This is a genomic window from Shewanella sp. 10N.286.54.B9 (assembly GCF_041468565.1).
Lineage (GTDB): Bacteria > Pseudomonadota > Gammaproteobacteria > Enterobacterales > Shewanellaceae > Shewanella.
This window is the reverse complement of sequence record NZ_JBFRIY010000026.1, coordinates 1-18,301: the sequence shown is the minus strand read 5'-3', so window position 1 is coordinate 18,301 and position 18,301 is coordinate 1. Positions and strand designations below refer to the sequence as shown.

At 43.2% G+C, this 18,301-nt stretch carries 13 protein-coding genes and 1 tRNA gene; 7 read left to right on the top strand and 7 right to left on the bottom strand.

Features of this window, described 5'->3' with window-relative positions:
• Positions 1 to 154: 154 nt before the first annotated feature.
• Together AB4135_RS10025 and AB4135_RS10020 are read left to right on the top strand one after the other, a co-directional pair.
• Positions 155 to 1,324, top strand: coding sequence for a flagellar assembly protein FlgT (locus AB4135_RS10025; RefSeq protein ID WP_371992497.1), 1,170 nt, complete (start codon positions 155 to 157; stop codon positions 1,322 to 1,324).
• A gap of 83 nt (positions 1,325 to 1,407) precedes the next feature.
• Positions 1,408 to 1,483 (top strand) — tRNA-Arg (locus tag AB4135_RS10020).
• Positions 1,484 to 1,772: 289 nt separating this feature from the next.
• Here AB4135_RS10020 and AB4135_RS10015 read toward each other — a convergent pair.
• The 5 genes from AB4135_RS10015 to AB4135_RS09995 all read right to left on the bottom strand — a co-directional run bounded on the left by AB4135_RS10015 (position 1,773) and on the right by AB4135_RS09995 (position 8,168).
• Positions 1,773 to 2,075 carry a hypothetical protein gene (locus AB4135_RS10015; protein ID WP_371992496.1) on the bottom strand — a complete coding sequence of 101 codons (303 nt, stop codon included), beginning with the start codon at positions 2,073 to 2,075 and terminating at the stop codon, positions 1,773 to 1,775.
• A 5-nt stretch (positions 2,076 to 2,080) separates the two neighbouring features.
• Positions 2,081 to 2,263: a hypothetical protein gene (locus AB4135_RS10010; protein ID WP_371992495.1), complete on the bottom strand. Its 183-nt coding sequence runs from the start codon at positions 2,261 to 2,263 to the stop codon at positions 2,081 to 2,083.
• On the bottom strand, positions 2,260 to 4,857 hold the full coding sequence (locus tag AB4135_RS10005; protein ID WP_371992494.1) for a hypothetical protein: 2,598 nt from the start codon (positions 4,855 to 4,857) through the stop codon (positions 2,260 to 2,262). The genes AB4135_RS10010 and AB4135_RS10005 overlap by 4 nt, the downstream gene beginning before the upstream one ends.
• Positions 4,854 to 5,924: a hypothetical protein gene (locus AB4135_RS10000; RefSeq protein WP_371992493.1), complete on the bottom strand. Its 1,071-nt coding sequence runs from the start codon at positions 5,922 to 5,924 to the stop codon at positions 4,854 to 4,856. The genes AB4135_RS10005 and AB4135_RS10000 overlap by 4 nt, the downstream gene beginning before the upstream one ends.
• 261 nt (positions 5,925 to 6,185) lie before the next feature.
• Complete coding sequence (locus AB4135_RS09995; RefSeq protein ID WP_371992491.1) at positions 6,186 to 8,168, bottom strand: methyl-accepting chemotaxis protein; 1,983 nt, start codon at positions 8,166 to 8,168, stop codon at positions 6,186 to 6,188.
• A gap of 495 nt (positions 8,169 to 8,663) precedes the next feature.
• Between AB4135_RS09995 and AB4135_RS09990 the strand changes: the two genes are divergently transcribed.
• Positions 8,664 to 9,143: a DUF2947 domain-containing protein gene (locus tag AB4135_RS09990; protein ID WP_371992489.1), complete on the top strand. Its 480-nt coding sequence runs from the start codon at positions 8,664 to 8,666 to the stop codon at positions 9,141 to 9,143.
• A 22-nt stretch (positions 9,144 to 9,165) separates the two neighbouring features.
• On the top strand, positions 9,166 to 9,726 hold the full coding sequence (locus tag AB4135_RS09985; RefSeq protein ID WP_371992487.1) for a chalcone isomerase family protein: 561 nt from the start codon (positions 9,166 to 9,168) through the stop codon (positions 9,724 to 9,726).
• A 21-nt stretch (positions 9,727 to 9,747) separates the two neighbouring features.
• Here the strand turns inward: AB4135_RS09985 and AB4135_RS09980 are convergent, their stop codons facing one another.
• Together AB4135_RS09980 and AB4135_RS09975 are read right to left on the bottom strand one after the other, a co-directional pair.
• Positions 9,748 to 10,632, bottom strand: a complete 885-nt coding sequence (locus AB4135_RS09980; protein ID WP_371992485.1) for an autotransporter outer membrane beta-barrel domain-containing protein — start codon at positions 10,630 to 10,632, stop codon at positions 9,748 to 9,750.
• A 108-nt stretch (positions 10,633 to 10,740) separates the two neighbouring features.
• On the bottom strand, positions 10,741 to 11,355 hold the full coding sequence (locus AB4135_RS09975) for a TetR/AcrR family transcriptional regulator (protein ID WP_371992498.1): 615 nt from the start codon (positions 11,353 to 11,355) through the stop codon (positions 10,741 to 10,743).
• Positions 11,356 to 11,518: 163 nt separating this feature from the next.
• Between AB4135_RS09975 and AB4135_RS09970 the strand changes: the two genes are divergently transcribed.
• The 3 genes from AB4135_RS09970 to AB4135_RS09960 all read left to right on the top strand — a co-directional run bounded on the left by AB4135_RS09970 (position 11,519) and on the right by AB4135_RS09960 (position 17,970).
• Positions 11,519 to 12,631, top strand: a complete 1,113-nt coding sequence (locus AB4135_RS09970; protein WP_371992484.1) for an efflux RND transporter periplasmic adaptor subunit — start codon at positions 11,519 to 11,521, stop codon at positions 12,629 to 12,631.
• 5 nt (positions 12,632 to 12,636) lie between these two features.
• Entirely contained in the window at positions 12,637 to 15,726 is a 3,090-nt protein-coding gene (locus AB4135_RS09965; protein ID WP_371992482.1) for an efflux RND transporter permease subunit, read from the top strand.
• A gap of 240 nt (positions 15,727 to 15,966) precedes the next feature.
• Positions 15,967 to 17,970 carry a methyl-accepting chemotaxis protein gene (locus tag AB4135_RS09960; protein ID WP_371992481.1) on the top strand — a complete coding sequence of 668 codons (2,004 nt, stop codon included), beginning with the start codon at positions 15,967 to 15,969 and terminating at the stop codon, positions 17,968 to 17,970.
• Positions 17,971 to 18,301: the final 331 nt, after the last annotated feature.

Here is an 18,301-nt window from a genome sequence, read left to right as displayed (position 1 = left end):
AAGATCAACAGCCCCTAATAAGGGGCACGATTATTGCTTTATTCTAATCATATCAATACGACTGTCATTTTGTCGGCGTTAATAGCCCCTCTTTTTATGACAAGCAGTCCCCTTTTATGCGTTGCGATGCAGCGTAAAGACTTGGAAAACTAATATGAAACTCGGCTTAGTTAGCATCATTAACATTATGTTGGCCTGCACACTGTTTATCACCTCTCCCGTGCAAGCAAAATGGGTCCAAGCCAGCGGTCAAGCCAAGATAGTTGATAACAATCTTGCTAAAGCACGCCAAGATGCGATTGAACAAGCAGTCAGTTATGCCACACTAAAATCTGGCGCACGTTTTTCGAGTGAACAAACCGTGAGAAATGGCCAATTGGTCAACGATAGCTTTACCCTTAGCCATAATGCCCACAGCCAGCAAGTAGAGATGGTAAGTGAGCAAGTAGAGGACGGCTACATTACGGTTAATGTTCGTATAGATATGATTGAGCCATTCGAAAAAACCTGTGAAAACAGTAAACTAAAAGCCTCTATATTAGTGCCACAAGCATTAATTAAAGACCGAGCACAATTGAGATATGGCAACTTAGGCTTATTCGAACAGAACTTGTCAGAGCAATTGGCACAGACTATTGAAAACCACTCCAGCAGCAGCTTTACTCACCTTCACGCCAACGAACGTTTAGATGTCGATCAAGCTCTTGTCGATGTTCGCGGCTATAGATTACCGAGTTGGTTAGGGGAGATAACCGATAGCCAATATATATTGCTACCAGAAATTATCGATATCTCACCAGAGCAATCTACCCGCACCTTCGGTTTATGGGAAAATGATCCAATGCGCGTGTTCCAGTTTAGGTTATCGCTATTCCATGCCATTAGTGGTGAGAAAGTATGGAGTAAACAGTATAGCCAAACGGCTGAGTGGGAATTCTCATTGCAGCAAACGGTCAACTCTAATAGTGACCAATTTTGGCGTTCTGAATACGGCGAAATGATAAAAGATGTGTTACTCGAAGCCAGTCAAGATATCGACAGTACGCTAAATTGCCGCCCGCTATTAGGACAAGTCATTGCCAGACAAGCTGACCGAGTGATCCTCAACCTTGGACGTCGTAACGGCATTCGTGTCGGTGACACCATGCAATTGGTACTGCAACAGAATATGCCCGATAGACTGGAAAACATGCGCGCGGTAGCCGGCAAGAGTAAAGCGACCATCACCATCGACCAAGTGACCGAAGAAAGTGCCACCGCTGTACTTAAAGGTGTGAGCGCATCACTGAATATTCAGCTCAATGATCTAGTGATAAAACTCTAACTGATTAAAAACCAAGCAGATAAAACCAAAGAGTTTTCATACGCTCTTTCTATCTAGAGTAAAACCAGTATAATCACTGGCGTCTCCCTATAGCTCAACAGGATAGAGCAGTCGCCTCCTAAGCGATCGATCGGGGTTCGAGTCCCTGTGGGGAGACCATATACAAGCTTTTGTATATGCGATTACAAAATAGTAAATGTTAGTCTTTCACTACCGTATGTAATCCCTGTTAGCCATTTAGTCTATTGCTTTACTTTCATCTTTAGCTACCTTCCAGCCATTTATCAGTCAAAGCGACTAAACTTAGCACTATATCCGCCAAATAGAGTAAAGATCTCAAGCTTAATATTTACCTATAAAAAAACCTCCAAGTGGAGGTTTTATTCTCTATAGGGATAATCTCTACTGGAACGATTAAAGCCAGTAGAGACTAACTAGATAGACATCGTTAAAGAGTATTTTTCTTTCTATCGATTTCAAGCAAAGCCAGCATTAGTTCTTTCTCTTTAGGCGACAGTGACTGCACCGCCTTTTTGACATTCTTTTGGTAGCGATCCAAGGTCACTTTGTCATTGGCAATCGCCGCATCAAGAGTTTGTTCATACTTACTCAGCAGGCCATTTAACTTTTCGGCATTTTTCATATTAGTCATGTGAGCGCTGTAGGCTAGATATAAAACGGCAGCTAGCGTGATCAGGCTAAACACATCAAATTCAAAAGAGAAGCGCTTGCTCTTAGTTTCCGTTGTCATAGTTATTATTCCGTAATCATTGAAAGTTTAATTTTTATCATTTCAGCTTGCTTTGCGGCTTCGCTGATTGCTTGGTGCTCTCGTGCATTAAAAAATTGAATGCAGGCAAATAAAACACCGACCATAAACAGCAGCACTAAATTCTTTGTCAGCCACTCTATAATCTTATTAGAAATACTTTTTATCATAGGACAGCCTTACATTTAGGAAGCTCTTGGTAATCGAAGAAATTGACATTAATAGAGTCACTGATCATCTGTGCATCAACAACACCGAGCACAAAGCAGCGGTATTTTTTGTTGCGCTCTAATTCAAGTAAAATCAAGTTATTCTGCCCTTTCTTATTTAGGGTATTGAGCAGTGCTAAAGTGGATGCATTACTATTGAGGTAAGCAGCCATATTCAATTCAAGCTTTTGCATTAACGATTGCTTACCGATATTGCCTTGGCTCAGTTGTAACCAATATTGTGGATCGTCATAGTTAGAGGAGAACTCTTCAACCAAGCCTTTGACATCAGGTTTATAGAAAAACTTTTGATCGGCTAGCAAACCAATGTCAGAATTTTGCATGAAGTTAGGCATATTCACTGCAGCCACTTTTTCATTTTCAAGCCGTACGCCCAAATACGCACCAACATTCATGTCTTGTTTAAGCACGGTAATATTCGTGTCGAAAGGTTTAATCACCTCACCGAGCCCGAGACTTTTAGGTAAGAATACTAGCCAGTTATAGGCAAAGTCATCATAGCTTCTTAATAGATGCTCGTCATGATCAGCGATAACCTCAGTTGGCGTATCTTCAGTGTTGTCTGCTTGAGATGGTGGCTGATATTTAATGACTTTACCGACTAACCTAACAACCTTAACATCACGGTAGGTTTGGAAAATGCCATTTTCAATATCAAGTACATAACCAAAGCCGATAGTGAAAAACTTATCGAAAGGGTCAACCGTACTGAATGCTTTTGCAAAATTGCCCATCATAGTGTGATAAGCATTTTTGTTCGCGATAGAGGCGCCTACAGGCAAGGCAAATGCCAGTATACCGGCAAGCATTGCCAGGGTTAAATACCCCTTATTCTTAGGCCATAAATACACCGCAAGCTTAATAAACAGTAAAAATATGGCTAGTAAGCTCGCTGCTATACTCATAGGTGGGATAACCGCTAGCTTAACGGCATCTTTTCCTAGCATGAACATGCTCCCACCAGGCGAAAATGCCGCAGTGGCCGCTGTAGAGGTCACCATTTTAATAAAGGAGATGTTGTCCTGCTTGTTGAGCCATAATTTCTTATATTTACTCTCAGAAATACTGGGGCTAAATTCTGCTAAATAGTAACTCCCAAGAGTTTTCTGGGCGTATTGGGTTACTTGTGGCAAACGAGCAAAACCCACTCGATCTAAACGAGGTTTAGCCACTGCAAAGCGAGAGCTTTTACGGTACTCAGCCCAAAGCGCTTTAGCACGGCCCTTGTACTTAGCTTCAATCGCCTGATGCAAAGCTCTTTCATCATTAAAACTCCAGTTATCAGCAACCTTAACGCCCTGTTCTTTAAATTGAGAGACTGCGATTTTTAATGCCCGAGATGACCGATTGTACTCCTCATACTCCATCTCTTCTGGAATACCGTATACGCGGTGAATATAGTTGATCCGGCCACGTTCAAACATTCCCATGAGGTAATACTTGGACTTAAGCATCTTGGCAACGGTGATATCGTCAGCTGTTAAATAAACGCCAAACGATTCTCCGGTGTCGTATTTAAGCGTCGTCAGGTATTGTGCAAAATCGACTTTAAGTTGCCGACGGCATGCTGAATTACAGTTTGAGCTAAAATAATCATCTTTGACTGAGCTATAACCCTTTCGAATCGCGTTAGTAGAGTCCTCTGCGACCTCTTTTTTATAGTTATCGGCATCTAGCAACGCCTGTGAATAGCTTTTCCAATGGTTATTTATTTTATCGTTGGCTTTATTTTGTAAAGTCACTCGCTCTCGCTCAATCAACGAGTAATTATTCTCTTTTTTTAACGCCTCAAGGTAGCCTTTACTCGCCTTTTGGTAACTTGCCAACTCCTGCTTATAGGTGCGGTCAAACTGCCTAATTCGAGGAATAGCGTCTTTAATGAAATACTCTTCTTGGCGATTAAGTAAGAACTGATCAGCCATGTTCTCTAAGTTGGATTCAATCAGCTGATTAAATCCGCTAGAAAAATAAGCCAAAGATGGAATAAGCGCCACCATCAAATCTCTACGTTTCGGGTCGCTAACAATCTCATCAAATTGCGGGAATCCGTCAATAGCAACGGTTTCAGCTAAGTACGCTTCTTTATAAACAATGGCCCGCACTGCGCCCAGTTTCTTCTCATTTGAAGTTGTATCGACAACACCATCGACCGCAATCCGCAAGCAAGGGATAATTAATGCCCAAACAACCACAAGCAATAGCGGACGAAAAACTCCATTTATAAGCCGAGCAGTTTTAGGTGTTAATGCTGTATTTGCTGTTACTTTCTGGCTTTTATCACGAATAAGTAAATTAAACTGTTTGGCTGGAATAAAAGTGGCCACAGCCAGTGCTAAACCAAAACCAGACAGGGTTCGACCAAACAACTCTAGCCGCTCTGCGGTAATTAGATGTTCCCCAAAAACAGCTTGGATCGGCTGCGCATACATATCAATCAATAAGATGTTTAGCGATAACTCTAAACAGACATAAACGATAAATAGACCGAGCAACATCCAGATTTTTGCATGATTTAAAAACTTACTTTGCTTCATTTCTGTTTCTTCATAATGTATTTTTTCGTCGTGGTGACTGTTTCGCCATCTTGTTGTCTGTCTATGCAGTACTGATAATCTTCATCGCCTTTCTTTAGCAAACTACAGCGATTATTCGGCAGTTTGTCATGTACACGGTAACTTAGTTGCTGGTTATTAATGCTCAGATATTGACCTTGGCTGAGCAGCTGTTGCTGCTCCGGTAGGCGGTTAAAATCAGCATTAGATGGTAATACGCTCGCAAGTAAAACCGCATCCACTTTCAACGGCGCTGCTGTCACGCTTTGTGTTGGCGACAAAATGGCATGCTTGTTAGCTTGCATGCAGGCTGTTAACGGCTGCGAGTCGACGACGATGGCGATAGGGTCTTCAACGTCAAAGCTGTCCATGGTCATAATCATACGCTTACGCGAATCAGAGGTTTTCTCAGTCGCTGCGATGAAGGCATGGGATTGCGACGCCGCTGTGGATAGTGGCTCAACAACCAAATTATTCATTAATGCAAAGTGCTGTTTATCGACAATAAATTGCAGTCTATGACCTTGAAAAAGCGTTTTAGCGGTTTGTGCTAAGTCAATCAAACTGGCGCTATCTAAACCAGGGGCTGGCCGAATAATGATGACATCTTGGCGCATCATTTTGGGCGTTAAGCTTGCAGCAATATCTGTCAGTTGTTGTTGGTTGTTGACTGTCGAAAAGTCATTATCGGTATCCACCACCAGCCAACTACGATTAACTTGCGCAACATCGATATAGAAACCAGATAATAGATCTTGATGCTTGCCTATGTACTGAGGAAGATTAGTTTGAGTGACGCGATAGAAAAGCGCAGCATTACAAACGCTCTGATTAATAGGTAATACTTCACCCGCATCAGTTACACTCAAATTTCGATACTTGAGCGCTTTTTGTAAGTCCTTGTATTGGGAAAGGTGACTGGCATGAGCAGATAAAGATCCACTTACAGTAATAGCACTGGTGTATTGATCAGGCCTTTTATCGACCGCACAACCCCAGAGTAAAAAAATGAGCAGGCAATATAGCCAAACTGTCCTTAGTAACGACACAAAAAGTCCCTCTTTAGTTTTATGTTGGAAAAGTAATACACCTCCTGAAAAATTGCAATGAATAGTAATGAAATGAGTGCGTTAAGTATAAAAACTGTGCGCCAACAAACAGGTGAATAATAAACGAACGACAAAGGATGATTGACTGAACTGATGATTGCTTAAACGATAGCAATCATCAATAAAGTGCCACAGTATGGCTGGCACTTTATTGTATCTAGTATTTTAATTTTTAACGTCGAAAATAGCTGTTGCTCTAGGCTAGCTTTTGATTTTAAATTGCGCGGTTAACGAGCTTAGCTGCTTTGATAGCTGATCAATATGTTCACTTGCCGCAGCAACTTGCTCAGAACCCGCTGCATTTTGCGCCGCGGTATCATTAATCGCTGTGATGCTCTGGCTTATCTCTTGGGCCGCTAATGATTGCTGGCCTGTAGCCGTTGCGATCTGCTCTGCATTGGCTGAGATACTTAGCATCTCTTCCATTGCCAGCTGGATAGACTCTTTGCTGCTAGCGGCAGCTTGAATAGTCTTTTGCGTATGTTCACTGCTCTGCTTCATCACCGCGACGGCATTTTGGGTATCTAACTGAAGTTGCGCAATCATCTCTTCGATATCCGCGGTAGATAGCTGTGTTTTCTGCGCTAATTGGCGTACTTCATCGGCAACAACCGCAAAACCTCGCCCTTGCTCACCCGCCCTTGCAGCTTCAATCGCTGCATTAAGCGCTAATAGGTTAGTTTGCTCTGAGATCCCTCTAATAACCTCTAAAATAGAGCCGATACCTTGGCTTTTTGATTCAATCTCTGCAATGACTTCTGTGGCGGTTCCCACCTCATCAACCAGCTCATGTAGCTCTTCAATCGTATTGCTGACATTGTGGCTGGCAAGCTTTGATGTCTCTGTGGCGTTATTTGACAAGTCAGCCACTGAACGGGCATTTTCAGAAACACTTTCGATAGTTTCTGACATTTCATACATAGCAGATGAGACTGTTTCAATGCTCGCTTGCTGCTCTTGTAAGCTAGCACTAGCTTGCACACTGGTGCTACTGGTTTGCTCGGCAGCACTTGATAACTCAGAGGTTACATGAGTCAAAGATCCCATCATGCGAGTCAAGCTCTGTGTCATCGAAACCATGGATGCGTATACGCCAGTATGGTTAGCACTGCTATTGAAGTGAGTAGTCAAGTCACCCTCGGCTATCTTGCGGGTTAATGATTCCATCTCTGCAGGCTCCCCACCTATTGGTTTAAGTATTGATTTTGCGATAAAAAAGGTCGCCAAAATAATCCCGGAAACCGTTAATAAACAGATAATAGTGATAATTGTTTGCAGGTAATTTAAAGCTGCAAAGGCTTCAGACTCATCAATCTCTGCCAGTAACACCCAAGATAAGCCCAGAAACTCCACAGGGGTATAAGATGATAAAACTGGGTTACCGTTATAGTCGATAATGATATCGGTACTCGATTCACCTCTAAAGCCTGCGCTTACCGCTTCTGTTTGAACGCCATTACTTCGGACGTTTCCGGCGAAACTTGCAACAACAGAGTGTCCGATAGGATCTAAGAAAGAGTCTGAACGCATTTTAAAATCACTACCAACAAGATAGGTTTCACCGGTATCACCCATTCCCTGACGGAATTGCATGATTTGGTTTATTTTTTCAATTGATAATTGCAGAGCAATCACCCCTATCACTTTACCGTTAACCTTAATAGGTTCGGCGATAAAGCTCGCGGGTTCATTATTGCTGGGGGCATAAGGCGCAAAATCTTCTATTTCTACCTGCTGACTCATAGCGACTTTTTGGAATAGTCGCCCTAAACCTGAGTTGTTATAAGGTCCAGACTTTAAATTTGTTTTGTAATCAGCTTCTTTTGCGACGCTATAAAATATCTCGCCAGTTTCATCAATAATAAATAGATCGTAATAGTTGTACTCATTGATAAAAGACTCAAAGAAGTCATGTTTTAGCTGGGCTAACAGCTCCGGTCTCAACTCAGAATCTAGCTTTAAGTTATCCGACCATACCGTGTTAATTAAAGAGAGATCTTTCTGAGTTTGCAGGAAGTATTCTTCCAGTTGGTTTTTCTTAATCTCTCGCATTGAAGTTAACTGATCGTAAGCTTGCTCTTCAATACTACTGCTAGCGATATACAAAGCAAAAAAAGCAATGATGGCAGCCGGAACCATCCCCAATACAATAAACGAATATAGTAATTTGTATTTTAGTGTCATAGACGTATTTTCAACTATCCCTTTTCAATCAATTGATTTTCATGCTAATAAAATCACATCAAAGCCAAAAAATAATATGCAATACGACAGAGCAATATTTTGCACATTATATCCAATAAAGTTGTATTGTAACTTGTGTCATCAAAAAAGTAGACCAACAGTAGCGAATGTTACAAAATTGTGACCTTTATAAAGTCAAAATGAGATTTTGAAGAAACTTATTCTAAACTTGGGTTAAATAGCCTTCAGCAGCAGAGTATTAAACTATTGATAATTAGCAACAATACCCATAACAATTGTAATGTTAATTAGTTACTTACCCTTCTTTGGCTTTCTACGCAGCAACAAAATCAATACCCAATAGCGATTATTCAATTATCAACAGAGCTCATTACTGCAATTAAAAAACGAGCCGCTATATGCCCCTAGAGTTCGTTTGCGTATATAATGTCGAGCACTGCATGTTTAGCAAAATAAATTCAACAGAGAGGCCGTGTGTCAGACACCTATATTCCGTTAGCACAATACAAACGTAAGTGGATTTTCAACCACAAAGACTTACCCGTTACCGATGAAGATAAAGCGCTGATTAAACCACTATCTCAAAAAGCGTCTATGGAAGTTTGGAATAAGTGGATAAGCAATAAAAGCAGCTATGCGGAACAATTTGGTAAAGGCGATTGGGCAGCTAAAGATAGCGCCTGGACAGATACAGAGCATTGGCAAAGTGCCTGGGACAGCGAAGAAGCAGCTCTTCCAGAGCCGATAGCGCTGCATATAGATTGGCAAGATAGCGCTAAAGTCTATTTTTGCTATGAGAAATACCAAGTTATTGAAACCCGTTGGGATGTATTTGTCAGGAACTGGAAGTGCTTCCTGTTTTTTGATGATGGTCCACTGCTTATTTCACCTAAACAAAAACAAGCAATTATGTTTTTGCAGAGCGGTCAGTACAAACTAGGCAACCGCGGATAAAACGCATCGATTTGAGGTTATTATGACATTACTTGCAAAACTGGCGCTTGCTACAGCGCTACTACTCCCGTTTACCTTGCAAGCTAAAGAGGTATCTGGTGTTCAACTTAATGACACTGTGACGCTGAACGAGCAAAACTTAGTACTCAATGGCGCTGGCGTTCGTAGTAAGTTTTTTATCGACCTCTATGTAGGCAGCTTATATCTTCCGCAAACTCTCGATAACACTGCTGCCGTTTTATCGGCTGACAATGCAGCCGTTAGGTTGAACATTACTTCAGGTATGATCACCGCCGAAAAAATGGCTGATGCGATTAACGAAGGTTTTGATGATGCAACTGATGGTAATACCACACCAATTCAGGGGCAGATAGATCAATTTATGGGGTTGTTCAGCGACGAAATCGTTGAGGGTGATCAGTTCACCCTGCTGGCAAGTAAAGCAGACGGTGTTACCGCCTTTAAGAATGGCGTCGCACAAGCAACGATAAGCAGTGAGCCGTTTCGTCAAGCATTGTTAAACATATGGTTAGGTGATGCACCCGCCCAAAAAAGCTTAAAGAAAGCGATGTTGGGCAAGTAATACCTTTTAAGCAAAACTGGCTTAGAATTTGTAAGTGAGATCCAAGGCCAATGCGCCTTGGCTTTCAATCTCTTCTTTACTGTTTTGCGGATTCAATTCAAGTTCGCCATTAAAGAAGTAACCAGCGTAACCGTTAACGCTGAATGATGAGTTAACCTTCCAACCGACTCGCGCAAAGCTCACCCACTCGTCAATCTCCGCCGTCTCTTCATCATCAGCAATCAAGAAGCGGTTAGTTCTTTTAGATGTTCCCACCCCAAAATCCCAGTCAGGATTCATTGCATAACTGAGTTCAAGACCTGCAGGCCCACTAAACCCGGCAGAGAACGGATTGCCTAACTTAAGCTTATCGGTAATTTGCCAGTTAACGGCTATAAACGGCACCGTTCTAACCTCATCAATATCATTAAGGTAGCCCACACCAAAACCAATCATATTGCCGGAGCCAAAACGGTACATTGCAGATAGAAATGCACCATAGCTCTGCGCATTGCTCAGTGACGCGTTGTCCGATGCTGCGTATTGGATCTTAGGCGCTAATATAAACATCCAATGGTCATCTGGGCGGTAAGACAAAGACACACTTGCGCGGTAACGCTCAATCTTGTCCCAAGTCTGTCGACCTGCAATGCTGGTAGATGTCCAGTCGTAGTCAAGGTTGTCGTAACCGAGCTTGGCGCCAATCATCCACTGCTTGTTGAGCGGCATGCCGGTCTTTAAATCAAACATCCACTGATCGCGCTGTAATTCATTACCTTGCTCACCCACCCCTGCAGTTCCAGTGGCAATTCTCGATACGCTAACGCTTAATGGTGAATATTGTTTGCCAGGCTTGGCATATGCATATGACGACAGCGCCATAGTGGAAACAACCATTGAGGTGATTAATATCGGTTTTATTTGCATGCTAACTCCATTAGCGGAAAAGGAGACAATCTTAATTGTTATTCTGACTCTAACTTACGTTTGTTAATGAAAATAGGATCACTTTGTAACAGAAAGAAAAGTTAACACTTAATTTATCTTATAAGCACTTAAGAACATTTCAACGCTACCACTAAGATATTCCTCTCTATCAGCCAATAGCTCAGTAATATCGAGCCCTAGCTCCTGCTTCATTCGCATCTCACCAAACATCAATAAGCAAAAGCGAACAGCACAATGGTGAGGGTTATCAAATTGGTAATTCCCTAATTCTGCCACCTTAATAAAATAGTCACTTAACAAGCCCAGTATGTTCTCAGGGCCTGCGCTATAGAATAATTTGGAGATTTCAGGATGGCTATCTGCTTGCGACACACAGGCTTTAAAAACGGTAATCGCTTCGGGACTGGTGATCACCTCACCGAAGTGCTTAGCAAACATAGCCAAGGTCGTTTCAGGAAGTGAAGGGTCTGCCAACATCTCATCATTAACGCCATGCATGATGCACTTAGATTCAATCGAAGCGACGAACAGATCATCCTTGCAACCAAAGTGGGAGTACACAGTTTGCTTAGACACACCCGCAAGCTTTGCCACTTCATCCATACTGGTATTTGGAAAGCCTTGTTCACAAAAAAGCTCTTTAGCAGCAAGCAAAATTTGATCTCTTTTTTGCTCACTACGGCTCATCACTGGAGTATTCATTGGCATTCACGCTCTTTTTAGGCTGCTGAAAAATATCAGTTAAGCCATTTAATCATAAAATGGACTGGACAGTCTAGTTCTTACAAAATAGACTAGACAGTCTAGTTTAACGTTTCCTTTACGCTGTGTTAACCATTAACTTTACCCAAACGGATTTTATAAAATGGATATTATAAGAGCTCTGACTCGTCGTAGTCTGGTTTTAAGCTTAGCTGCTATTAGCATACTAACGGCATGCCAAGACGCCCCTGTGGTAGCAACAGACGCACCGAGTTATCAATCCGTTAGTAGCAGTGAATTAGTGGCTGAATCCTCTTATCCTTACTCGCAAGAATTTTCAGGCACCATTCGTGCGGGAAATACCACCGGAGTGGGTTTTGAGTTAGCGGGAAAAATTAATGCACTTTTGGTCGACAGTGGCGACAGTGTTGTACAAGGGCAACTACTGGCTCAGCTAGACACTCGATTATTACAAGCACAAGAGAATGAGCTAAACGCCAGTCTTGCACAAAATAAAGCCGATTTAGATTTAGCCACAGCAACCTTAAACAGAAGCTTGAAGTTGAAAAAGCAAGGCTACACATCAGAGCAGCAACTGGATGAGCAACAAGGTCAACTCGATAGTTTATTAGCCGCAAAAAACCGCCTTGCCGCTTCATTCCAAGCCAACCAGCTCAAAATACAAAAGTCAGATCTCATCGCCCCGTTCAGTGGCAACATTAGTAAGCGTCGCCATAACCTTGGTGAAGTGATTGCAGTAGGAAGCCCAGTATTTACCTTGATTGAACACAATAATGTTCAGGCTTATATTGGCGTTCCAGTTGCGGTATCAAATAGCTTAAACAGTGGCCAAAAGGTTAGTTTGCGTGTGAGAGATAAGTTCTACCAAGCGACAATTGCCGGGATAGGCGCTGAGTTAGATCCTGTCACCCGTACCGTAGAGCTTCGAGTGACACTGCCTGCAGATGCAGACGTAATCAATGGTGAACTGAGTTACCTTGCTTACCAACACGCAATAGAAGCTGACGGTTACTGGGTGCCTATCTCAGCATTAACTGACGGCGTTCGCGGTTTATGGAACATCTATGTGATTAGCAAAGATGATAAACAACGCGACAGAGTTGAACGCAGGGATGTAGAGATCATCTATACCGCAAAAGACAAAGCCTTTATTAACGGTGCCATTAGCGAAAATGAGTCATATGTTGACCAAGGTTTGCATAAGCTAGTCGCAGGCCAAATCGTGATCCGCCAAACTAGCTTAGCAACGAGGTAGTCAAAATGGTTAAGGCATTAGTAGAGAATGGCCGCTTAATCAGCTTGGTCATCGCACTGTTATTAGTGGCTGGCTTGGGCGCAATATCCAGCCTGCCGCGTATGGAAGATCCCGATATCACTAACCGCTTCGCTTCTGTTATCACTCACTATCCTGGTGCCTCAGCGGAGCGCGTTGAAGCGTTAGTCACCGAAGTGCTAGAAAGTGAGTTACGCCGTCTAGAAGAGTTAAAGCTAGTCCAATCAACATCTCGCCCGGGGATTTCGGTAATTCAACTTGAGCTTAAAGACAGTGTGCTTGAGACGGCACCTGTTTGGTCACGCGCCCGTGATATGATCTCAGATGCAAAAGGTCTGCTACCAACCTCAGCACAAAATGCCATTCTCGATGATAAAGTTGGCTATGCCAATACTGCGATTCTGGGCGTAGCTTGGCGCGGCGAAGGTGCTGTGCGCACAGACATGCTAAATCGTTATGCCAAAGAGCTTCAAAGCCGACTCCGACTGTTAAATGGCACCAATTTTGTCAAACTATATGGCCAACCCACAGAGGAAATTTTAGTTCAGCTTGATGGTCATAAGGTTAACCAACTACAGCTAAGTCCGAAACAGATCGCGCAGATTTTACATAATGCTGATGCAAAAGTAGCCGCCGGGGAAATTAACAATAATAACTTTAGAGCCCTAGTAGAGGTGTCAGGGGAGCTCGATTCCATGGCGCGTGTAAGAGAGGTTCCGTTAAAAGTCACCAGTACAGGTCAGATCATCCGTTTAGGCGATATTGCTAGTATTAGCAGGCAACCGAAAATGCCAGCCACCAGCATAGCACTGATTGAGCAGCAACAAGGAGTGATGGTTGCCGCGCGTATGCTTAACAATACACGCGTCGATCTTTGGCTTGAAAAAGTGCGTCTTGTTGTCGATGAGATGCAAGCTGGCATCCCCGCCAATATTGAAATTGAATGGTTATTTGACCAAGAGCATTACACCACAGACAGACTGAGCGGATTAGTCGGTAGCCTGCTACTGGGCTTTGTGATAATTCTTGCGGTACTGATGCTAACCCTTGGCCTCAGAAATGCCGTTATTGTCTCGCTATCACTGCCACTCACCGCGCTATTCACGCTCGCCTGCATGAAGTATATCGGCTTACCGATCCATCAGATGTCAGTCACAGGTTTAGTTGTCGCGCTTGGGATCATGGTTGATAACGCCATTGTTATTGTTGATGCTATTTCTCAACGACGCCAACAAGGGCAAGATAGAATTCGCGCCGTGAAAGAAACCTTACAACATTTATGGCTACCATTGGCAGGCTCCACCATTACCACCATGCTAGCTTTCGCGCCGATTGTATTAATGCCTGGCGCTGCCGGCGAGTTTGTTGGTGGTATTGCCATCTCTGTAATGTTCGCTCTACTCGGCTCATTTATTATCTCACACACCATCATTGCAGGACTGGCGGGTCGCTTTGGTGTTGATGGCAAAGGTACGCGCTGGTACCACCACGGTATAAAGCTGCCACTAATGAGCAATGCCTTTAGGCGCAGTTTATCTTTTGCACTGTCTCGCCCGCTACTATCAGCCGTTGTGATAGGTATTCTCCCCGTTATGGGCTTTATTGCCGCGGGTAAGATGACTGAACAATTCTTTCCACCGTCAGATCGAGATATGTTTCAAATAGAAGTTTATTTAGCGCCCCATGTCAGTGTCGACAATACTCGCATTCAGGTGGATCTAATGGATAAAGCCCTTAGAGAAACTGACGGCATCACCCGAATAGATTGGGTGATTGGCGGTAACGCTCCCTCTTTTTACTACAATCTACTGCAGCGTCAACAAGGGGCGAGTCATTACGCCCAAGCCATGGTAAAAGTCAGTGACTTCGATACTGCAAATAAGCTTATTCCACAGCTACAAAAATCGCTCGATATTGATTTCCCACAAGCTCAGGTTATTGTAAGAAAGCTTGAACAAGGGCCTCCATTCAATGCTCCGGTAGAGTTGCGAATTTTTGGCCCTAACCTCGACCAACTGAAACTACTTGGTGAGCAAGTCAGGAAAGTGCTCAGTGATACTACTGACGTTATCCACACTCGCGCCACTTTAAGTGCAGGCGCGCCTAAAGTCTGGTTACAGGTCAATGAAGATGCCAGTCTGATGAGCGGCTTGTCATTAACAGATATCGCCAAGCAAGTTGAAATGGCGACCACCGGAATAAATGGCGGCAGTATTCTAGAGCAAACGGAATCTCTACCTATCAGGGTAAGGCTGCATGACAGTACCCGCGAAGAGCAAACCAAGCTATCTGGATTAATGTTGGTGTCGGGCAATGGCAATGGTATTCCATTGTCGGCCATATCAAGCAACAAAATTGAAGTAAGCCGCGGCGCAATTCCGCGCAGAGATGGACAACGCGTTAACACGATTGAAGCCTACATCACTAGCGGTGTACTACCACAAGAGGTACTCAACCGCGCTAAAGATAAGCTTGATGCTATTGCATTGCCGGGAGGCTATCGCATTGAGGTCGGCGGTGAAAGCGCAAAACGTAATGAAGCTGTCGGCAATTTGATGTCAAACCTAGTGCTAGTGGTGACACTACTTTTTGCCACCGTTGTTCTATCTTTTAACTCATTTAGATTAACCGCTATTATACTGTTTAGCGCGATGCAATCAGCGGGACTTGGCTTACTTGCTGTTTATACATTTGGCTACCCGTTCGGCTTTACCGTGATTATTGGTCTGCTAGGTTTAATGGGACTTGCTATCAATGCCGCTATTGTTATTTTAGCCGAGTTGGAAGAGGTTCCCGCCGCTAGAGATGGCGATAGCCATGTGATTGTTGATCTTGTTACCAGCTGTGGCCGCCATATCGGCTCAACGACCATTACGACTATCGGTGGTTTCCTGCCATTGATTATCGCTGGCGGTGGGTTCTGGCCTCCCTTTGCAATAGCCATTGCAGGTGGAACACTACTGACGACTCTTCTTTCTTTAGTTTGGGTGCCAACTATGTACCATTTAATTATGCGTCCTAAAAAGAACACTATAAATACACCGATAGAAAATGTGGATGCTATTTCTACAACTTAGTTTTATTTCATTGCCACTTTGTAATAAATAGATTGAACATAAAGCCCTCCCATTAGAGGGCTTCATTATATTAGACTTATATATACCTATAAATTAGTGACTTATAACAGACACCATCAATTAAAAACTTATTATTAGCATTTTTAGCTAAATTCGATAACTAATAGACCTATATCAAATTTATTGTTTGATAATTCGATTAAATTAAGCGCTACTTTCTAACTATAACTAGAAGCCGTTATGAATTATAAAAACTGGCCAGTAGCCAAACAGATCGGATTGGTCGCATTTATTCTCACCATTATCGTTTTTGGCATTTTAGGCAGCATCTCCTATATGTCTGCTTCAAATGTGCTAACAGAAAAAGCAGAAACTGCACTGCAAGCACAAATGCACGGCACTGCTGATCTAATCGAACTGCAATACGACAGCTTATTAGCGCTTGCTCATCGTAATGCCGATGTTTTTCGAGCCATGTATCCAGGTAATTTTCATAAGCCTGATAGAACGGTTCGAGTCATGGGAAAAGCGACCCCTGCACTGGTTCATGAACGAGAGCAGATCAACTCTTCTAAGAGTAAGGTCGATCGTTATTCGAAGCTAACAGGCGGTAACGCAACGGTATTTGTAAGGGATGGCGAAGATTTTATGCGTATCGCTACCTCCTTGAAAAAGGCTGATGGCAAGCGAGCCCTCGGTACTCATCTAGGTAAAAGCCATCCAGGTTACGCTACATTGCTTAAAGGGCAAGTCTTTGAGGGATACGCTCGTCTCTTTGGTAAAGACTACATGACCGTTTACCGTCCAATAAAAAGTGCCTCTGGCGAAGTTATTGGTATTCTCTATATCGGTTTTGATATCAGTGCTTCGCTAGAGCAACTTCGTAAAGCCACTAACAGCTTACGTTTAGAAGAGTCAGGTAGCTTCCTTATCATTCGTAAGTCAGACAATACTATTGTGGCTCACCCAGGTGATGAGGTCGGCGCTGAGGTCGGCAATCAGGTGCTAAACGGTATCACCATTGAGCAAGCATTAATGGACAGAGGCTCATTTGAGTACCGCAATAATAATGGTTCAATGTCATACGCTTACACCATTAATATACCAGGCTGGAACTGGGCGTTAGTGGGTCAAGTTCCAATGAAAGAGCTCAACGAAGAAAGTGGCCAGTTACTGACGATAAACTTTGCAGTCAGTGTTATTGGCTTGCTGGTGATTACTCTATTACTATCACTAATATTGCTTAGAACACTAAAGCCGCTTAGAGCGTTGGAAGTACAGCTAGACAACTTAGGTAAAGGTGATCTTTCACAATCCTTTGCTAACACGGATGCAAATTCACAAAATGAGGTTGACCAGATCACCCAAAGTGCCTCGCGCATGGCGACGAACTTAAGGGAACTCATTCTGTCTCTGCAGCAATCAGTAACCTCTTTGCAGGCTCACTCTTTGCAAACTCAAGAAACAGCCAGACTAAACGGCGAAGAGTCTCAAGCATTAATGGCGCAAACGGACCAAATAGCCACCGCAATCGAAGAGATGTCGGCCTCTGTGCGTGATGTTGCTAACCATGCCAGCGAAGGCGCAAGTATGAGTCAGCAAGTTGATGTTGCAAGTCAAGACGGTAAACAGCATTTGGAGCAGCTATTACATGGCTTAGAAGCTCTGAGCCAGCAGCTAGCAACCAGCCACTCAAGCGTGGAGCTTGTTAGCCAAGAGAGCATCGCCATCAGTCAGGTCACTGAAGTCATTAATAGCATTGCCGAGCAAACAAACTTGCTGGCACTAAATGCCGCCATTGAAGCTGCAAGAGCTGGAGAACAAGGCCGTGGCTTTGCTGTTGTTGCCGATGAAGTGCGTACTTTAGCTCAACGCACACAAACGTCGACCTCTGAGATCTCGCAAACTATTGCTCAATTGCAAACTCAAGTAAAAGCCACTGCGACGCAAATGAACCAAAGCAATGAGCTTGGTGATCGCTCAGCAATACAGGGCAAAGAAGCTACAGAGCTATTAATCACGATTACCGAAAGTATTGGTGAACTTGCAACAGCTTCAAGCAGTATTGCCAGCGCAACTGAGCAACAAAGTGCAGTGGCTGAAGAGATCACCCGAAATCTGCACCAAATAACGGAGCTTGCCAGAGATGGTGAACAGCGCTCGGGAGATACCGTGAGTTCAGCGGAAGATCTAGCAATAATAGCCGATGATATTAAGCAAAAGATCAGTGTATTTAAGGCTTAGTGTATTGCTAGTAGCCCTATAATCACCCTATAACCAAGGGCTTATAAATATAGCAAACAGCCTAAAGGCAACAGCATTTTTACTGTTGCCTTTTCTTTTGCACAACAATTGATAGTTATCAGTAATCACTCAACAGCTTCGATATGAAAAGCATTCATTTCAGAAAAATAGTTAGGGGCTGTTGATCTTTCACGGTTGTTTTTGCCGCAGTTTATTGGCTATTTTGACAAGGCGGAGGCTATGCCGTTTAGTTATTCTCCACAAATAGTCTACAACACAGTAAAAATAGCCAAGAAACGCGGCCCTTTGGCTTCGTTTCAATTCTTTTATT

What these genes read in the sequence shown, in the direction of transcription:
- AB4135_RS10010 (WP_371992495.1), bottom strand. Translation starts at nt 2,263, where the DNA reads ATGATAAAAAGTATTTCTAATAAGATTATAGAGTGGCTGACAAAGAAT.
- AB4135_RS09960 (WP_371992481.1), top strand. Translation starts at nt 15,967, where the DNA reads ATGAATTATAAAAACTGGCCAGTAGCCAAACAGATCGGATTGGTCGCA.
- AB4135_RS09985 (WP_371992487.1), top strand. Translation starts at nt 9,166, where the DNA reads ATGACATTACTTGCAAAACTGGCGCTTGCTACAGCGCTACTACTCCCG.
- AB4135_RS09980 (WP_371992485.1), bottom strand. Translation starts at nt 10,632, where the DNA reads ATGCAAATAAAACCGATATTAATCACCTCAATGGTTGTTTCCACTATG.
- AB4135_RS09975 (WP_371992498.1), bottom strand. Translation starts at nt 11,355, where the DNA reads ATGAATACTCCAGTGATGAGCCGTAGTGAGCAAAAAAGAGATCAAATT.
- AB4135_RS09995 (WP_371992491.1), bottom strand. Translation starts at nt 8,168, where the DNA reads ATGACACTAAAATACAAATTACTATATTCGTTTATTGTATTGGGGATG.
- AB4135_RS09970 (WP_371992484.1), top strand. Translation starts at nt 11,519, where the DNA reads ATGGATATTATAAGAGCTCTGACTCGTCGTAGTCTGGTTTTAAGCTTA.
- AB4135_RS10005 (WP_371992494.1), bottom strand. Translation starts at nt 4,857, where the DNA reads ATGAAGCAAAGTAAGTTTTTAAATCATGCAAAAATCTGGATGTTGCTC.
- AB4135_RS10015 (WP_371992496.1), bottom strand. Translation starts at nt 2,075, where the DNA reads ATGACAACGGAAACTAAGAGCAAGCGCTTCTCTTTTGAATTTGATGTG.
- AB4135_RS09965 (WP_371992482.1), top strand. Translation starts at nt 12,637, where the DNA reads ATGGTTAAGGCATTAGTAGAGAATGGCCGCTTAATCAGCTTGGTCATC.
- AB4135_RS10025 (WP_371992497.1), top strand. Translation starts at nt 155, where the DNA reads ATGAAACTCGGCTTAGTTAGCATCATTAACATTATGTTGGCCTGCACA.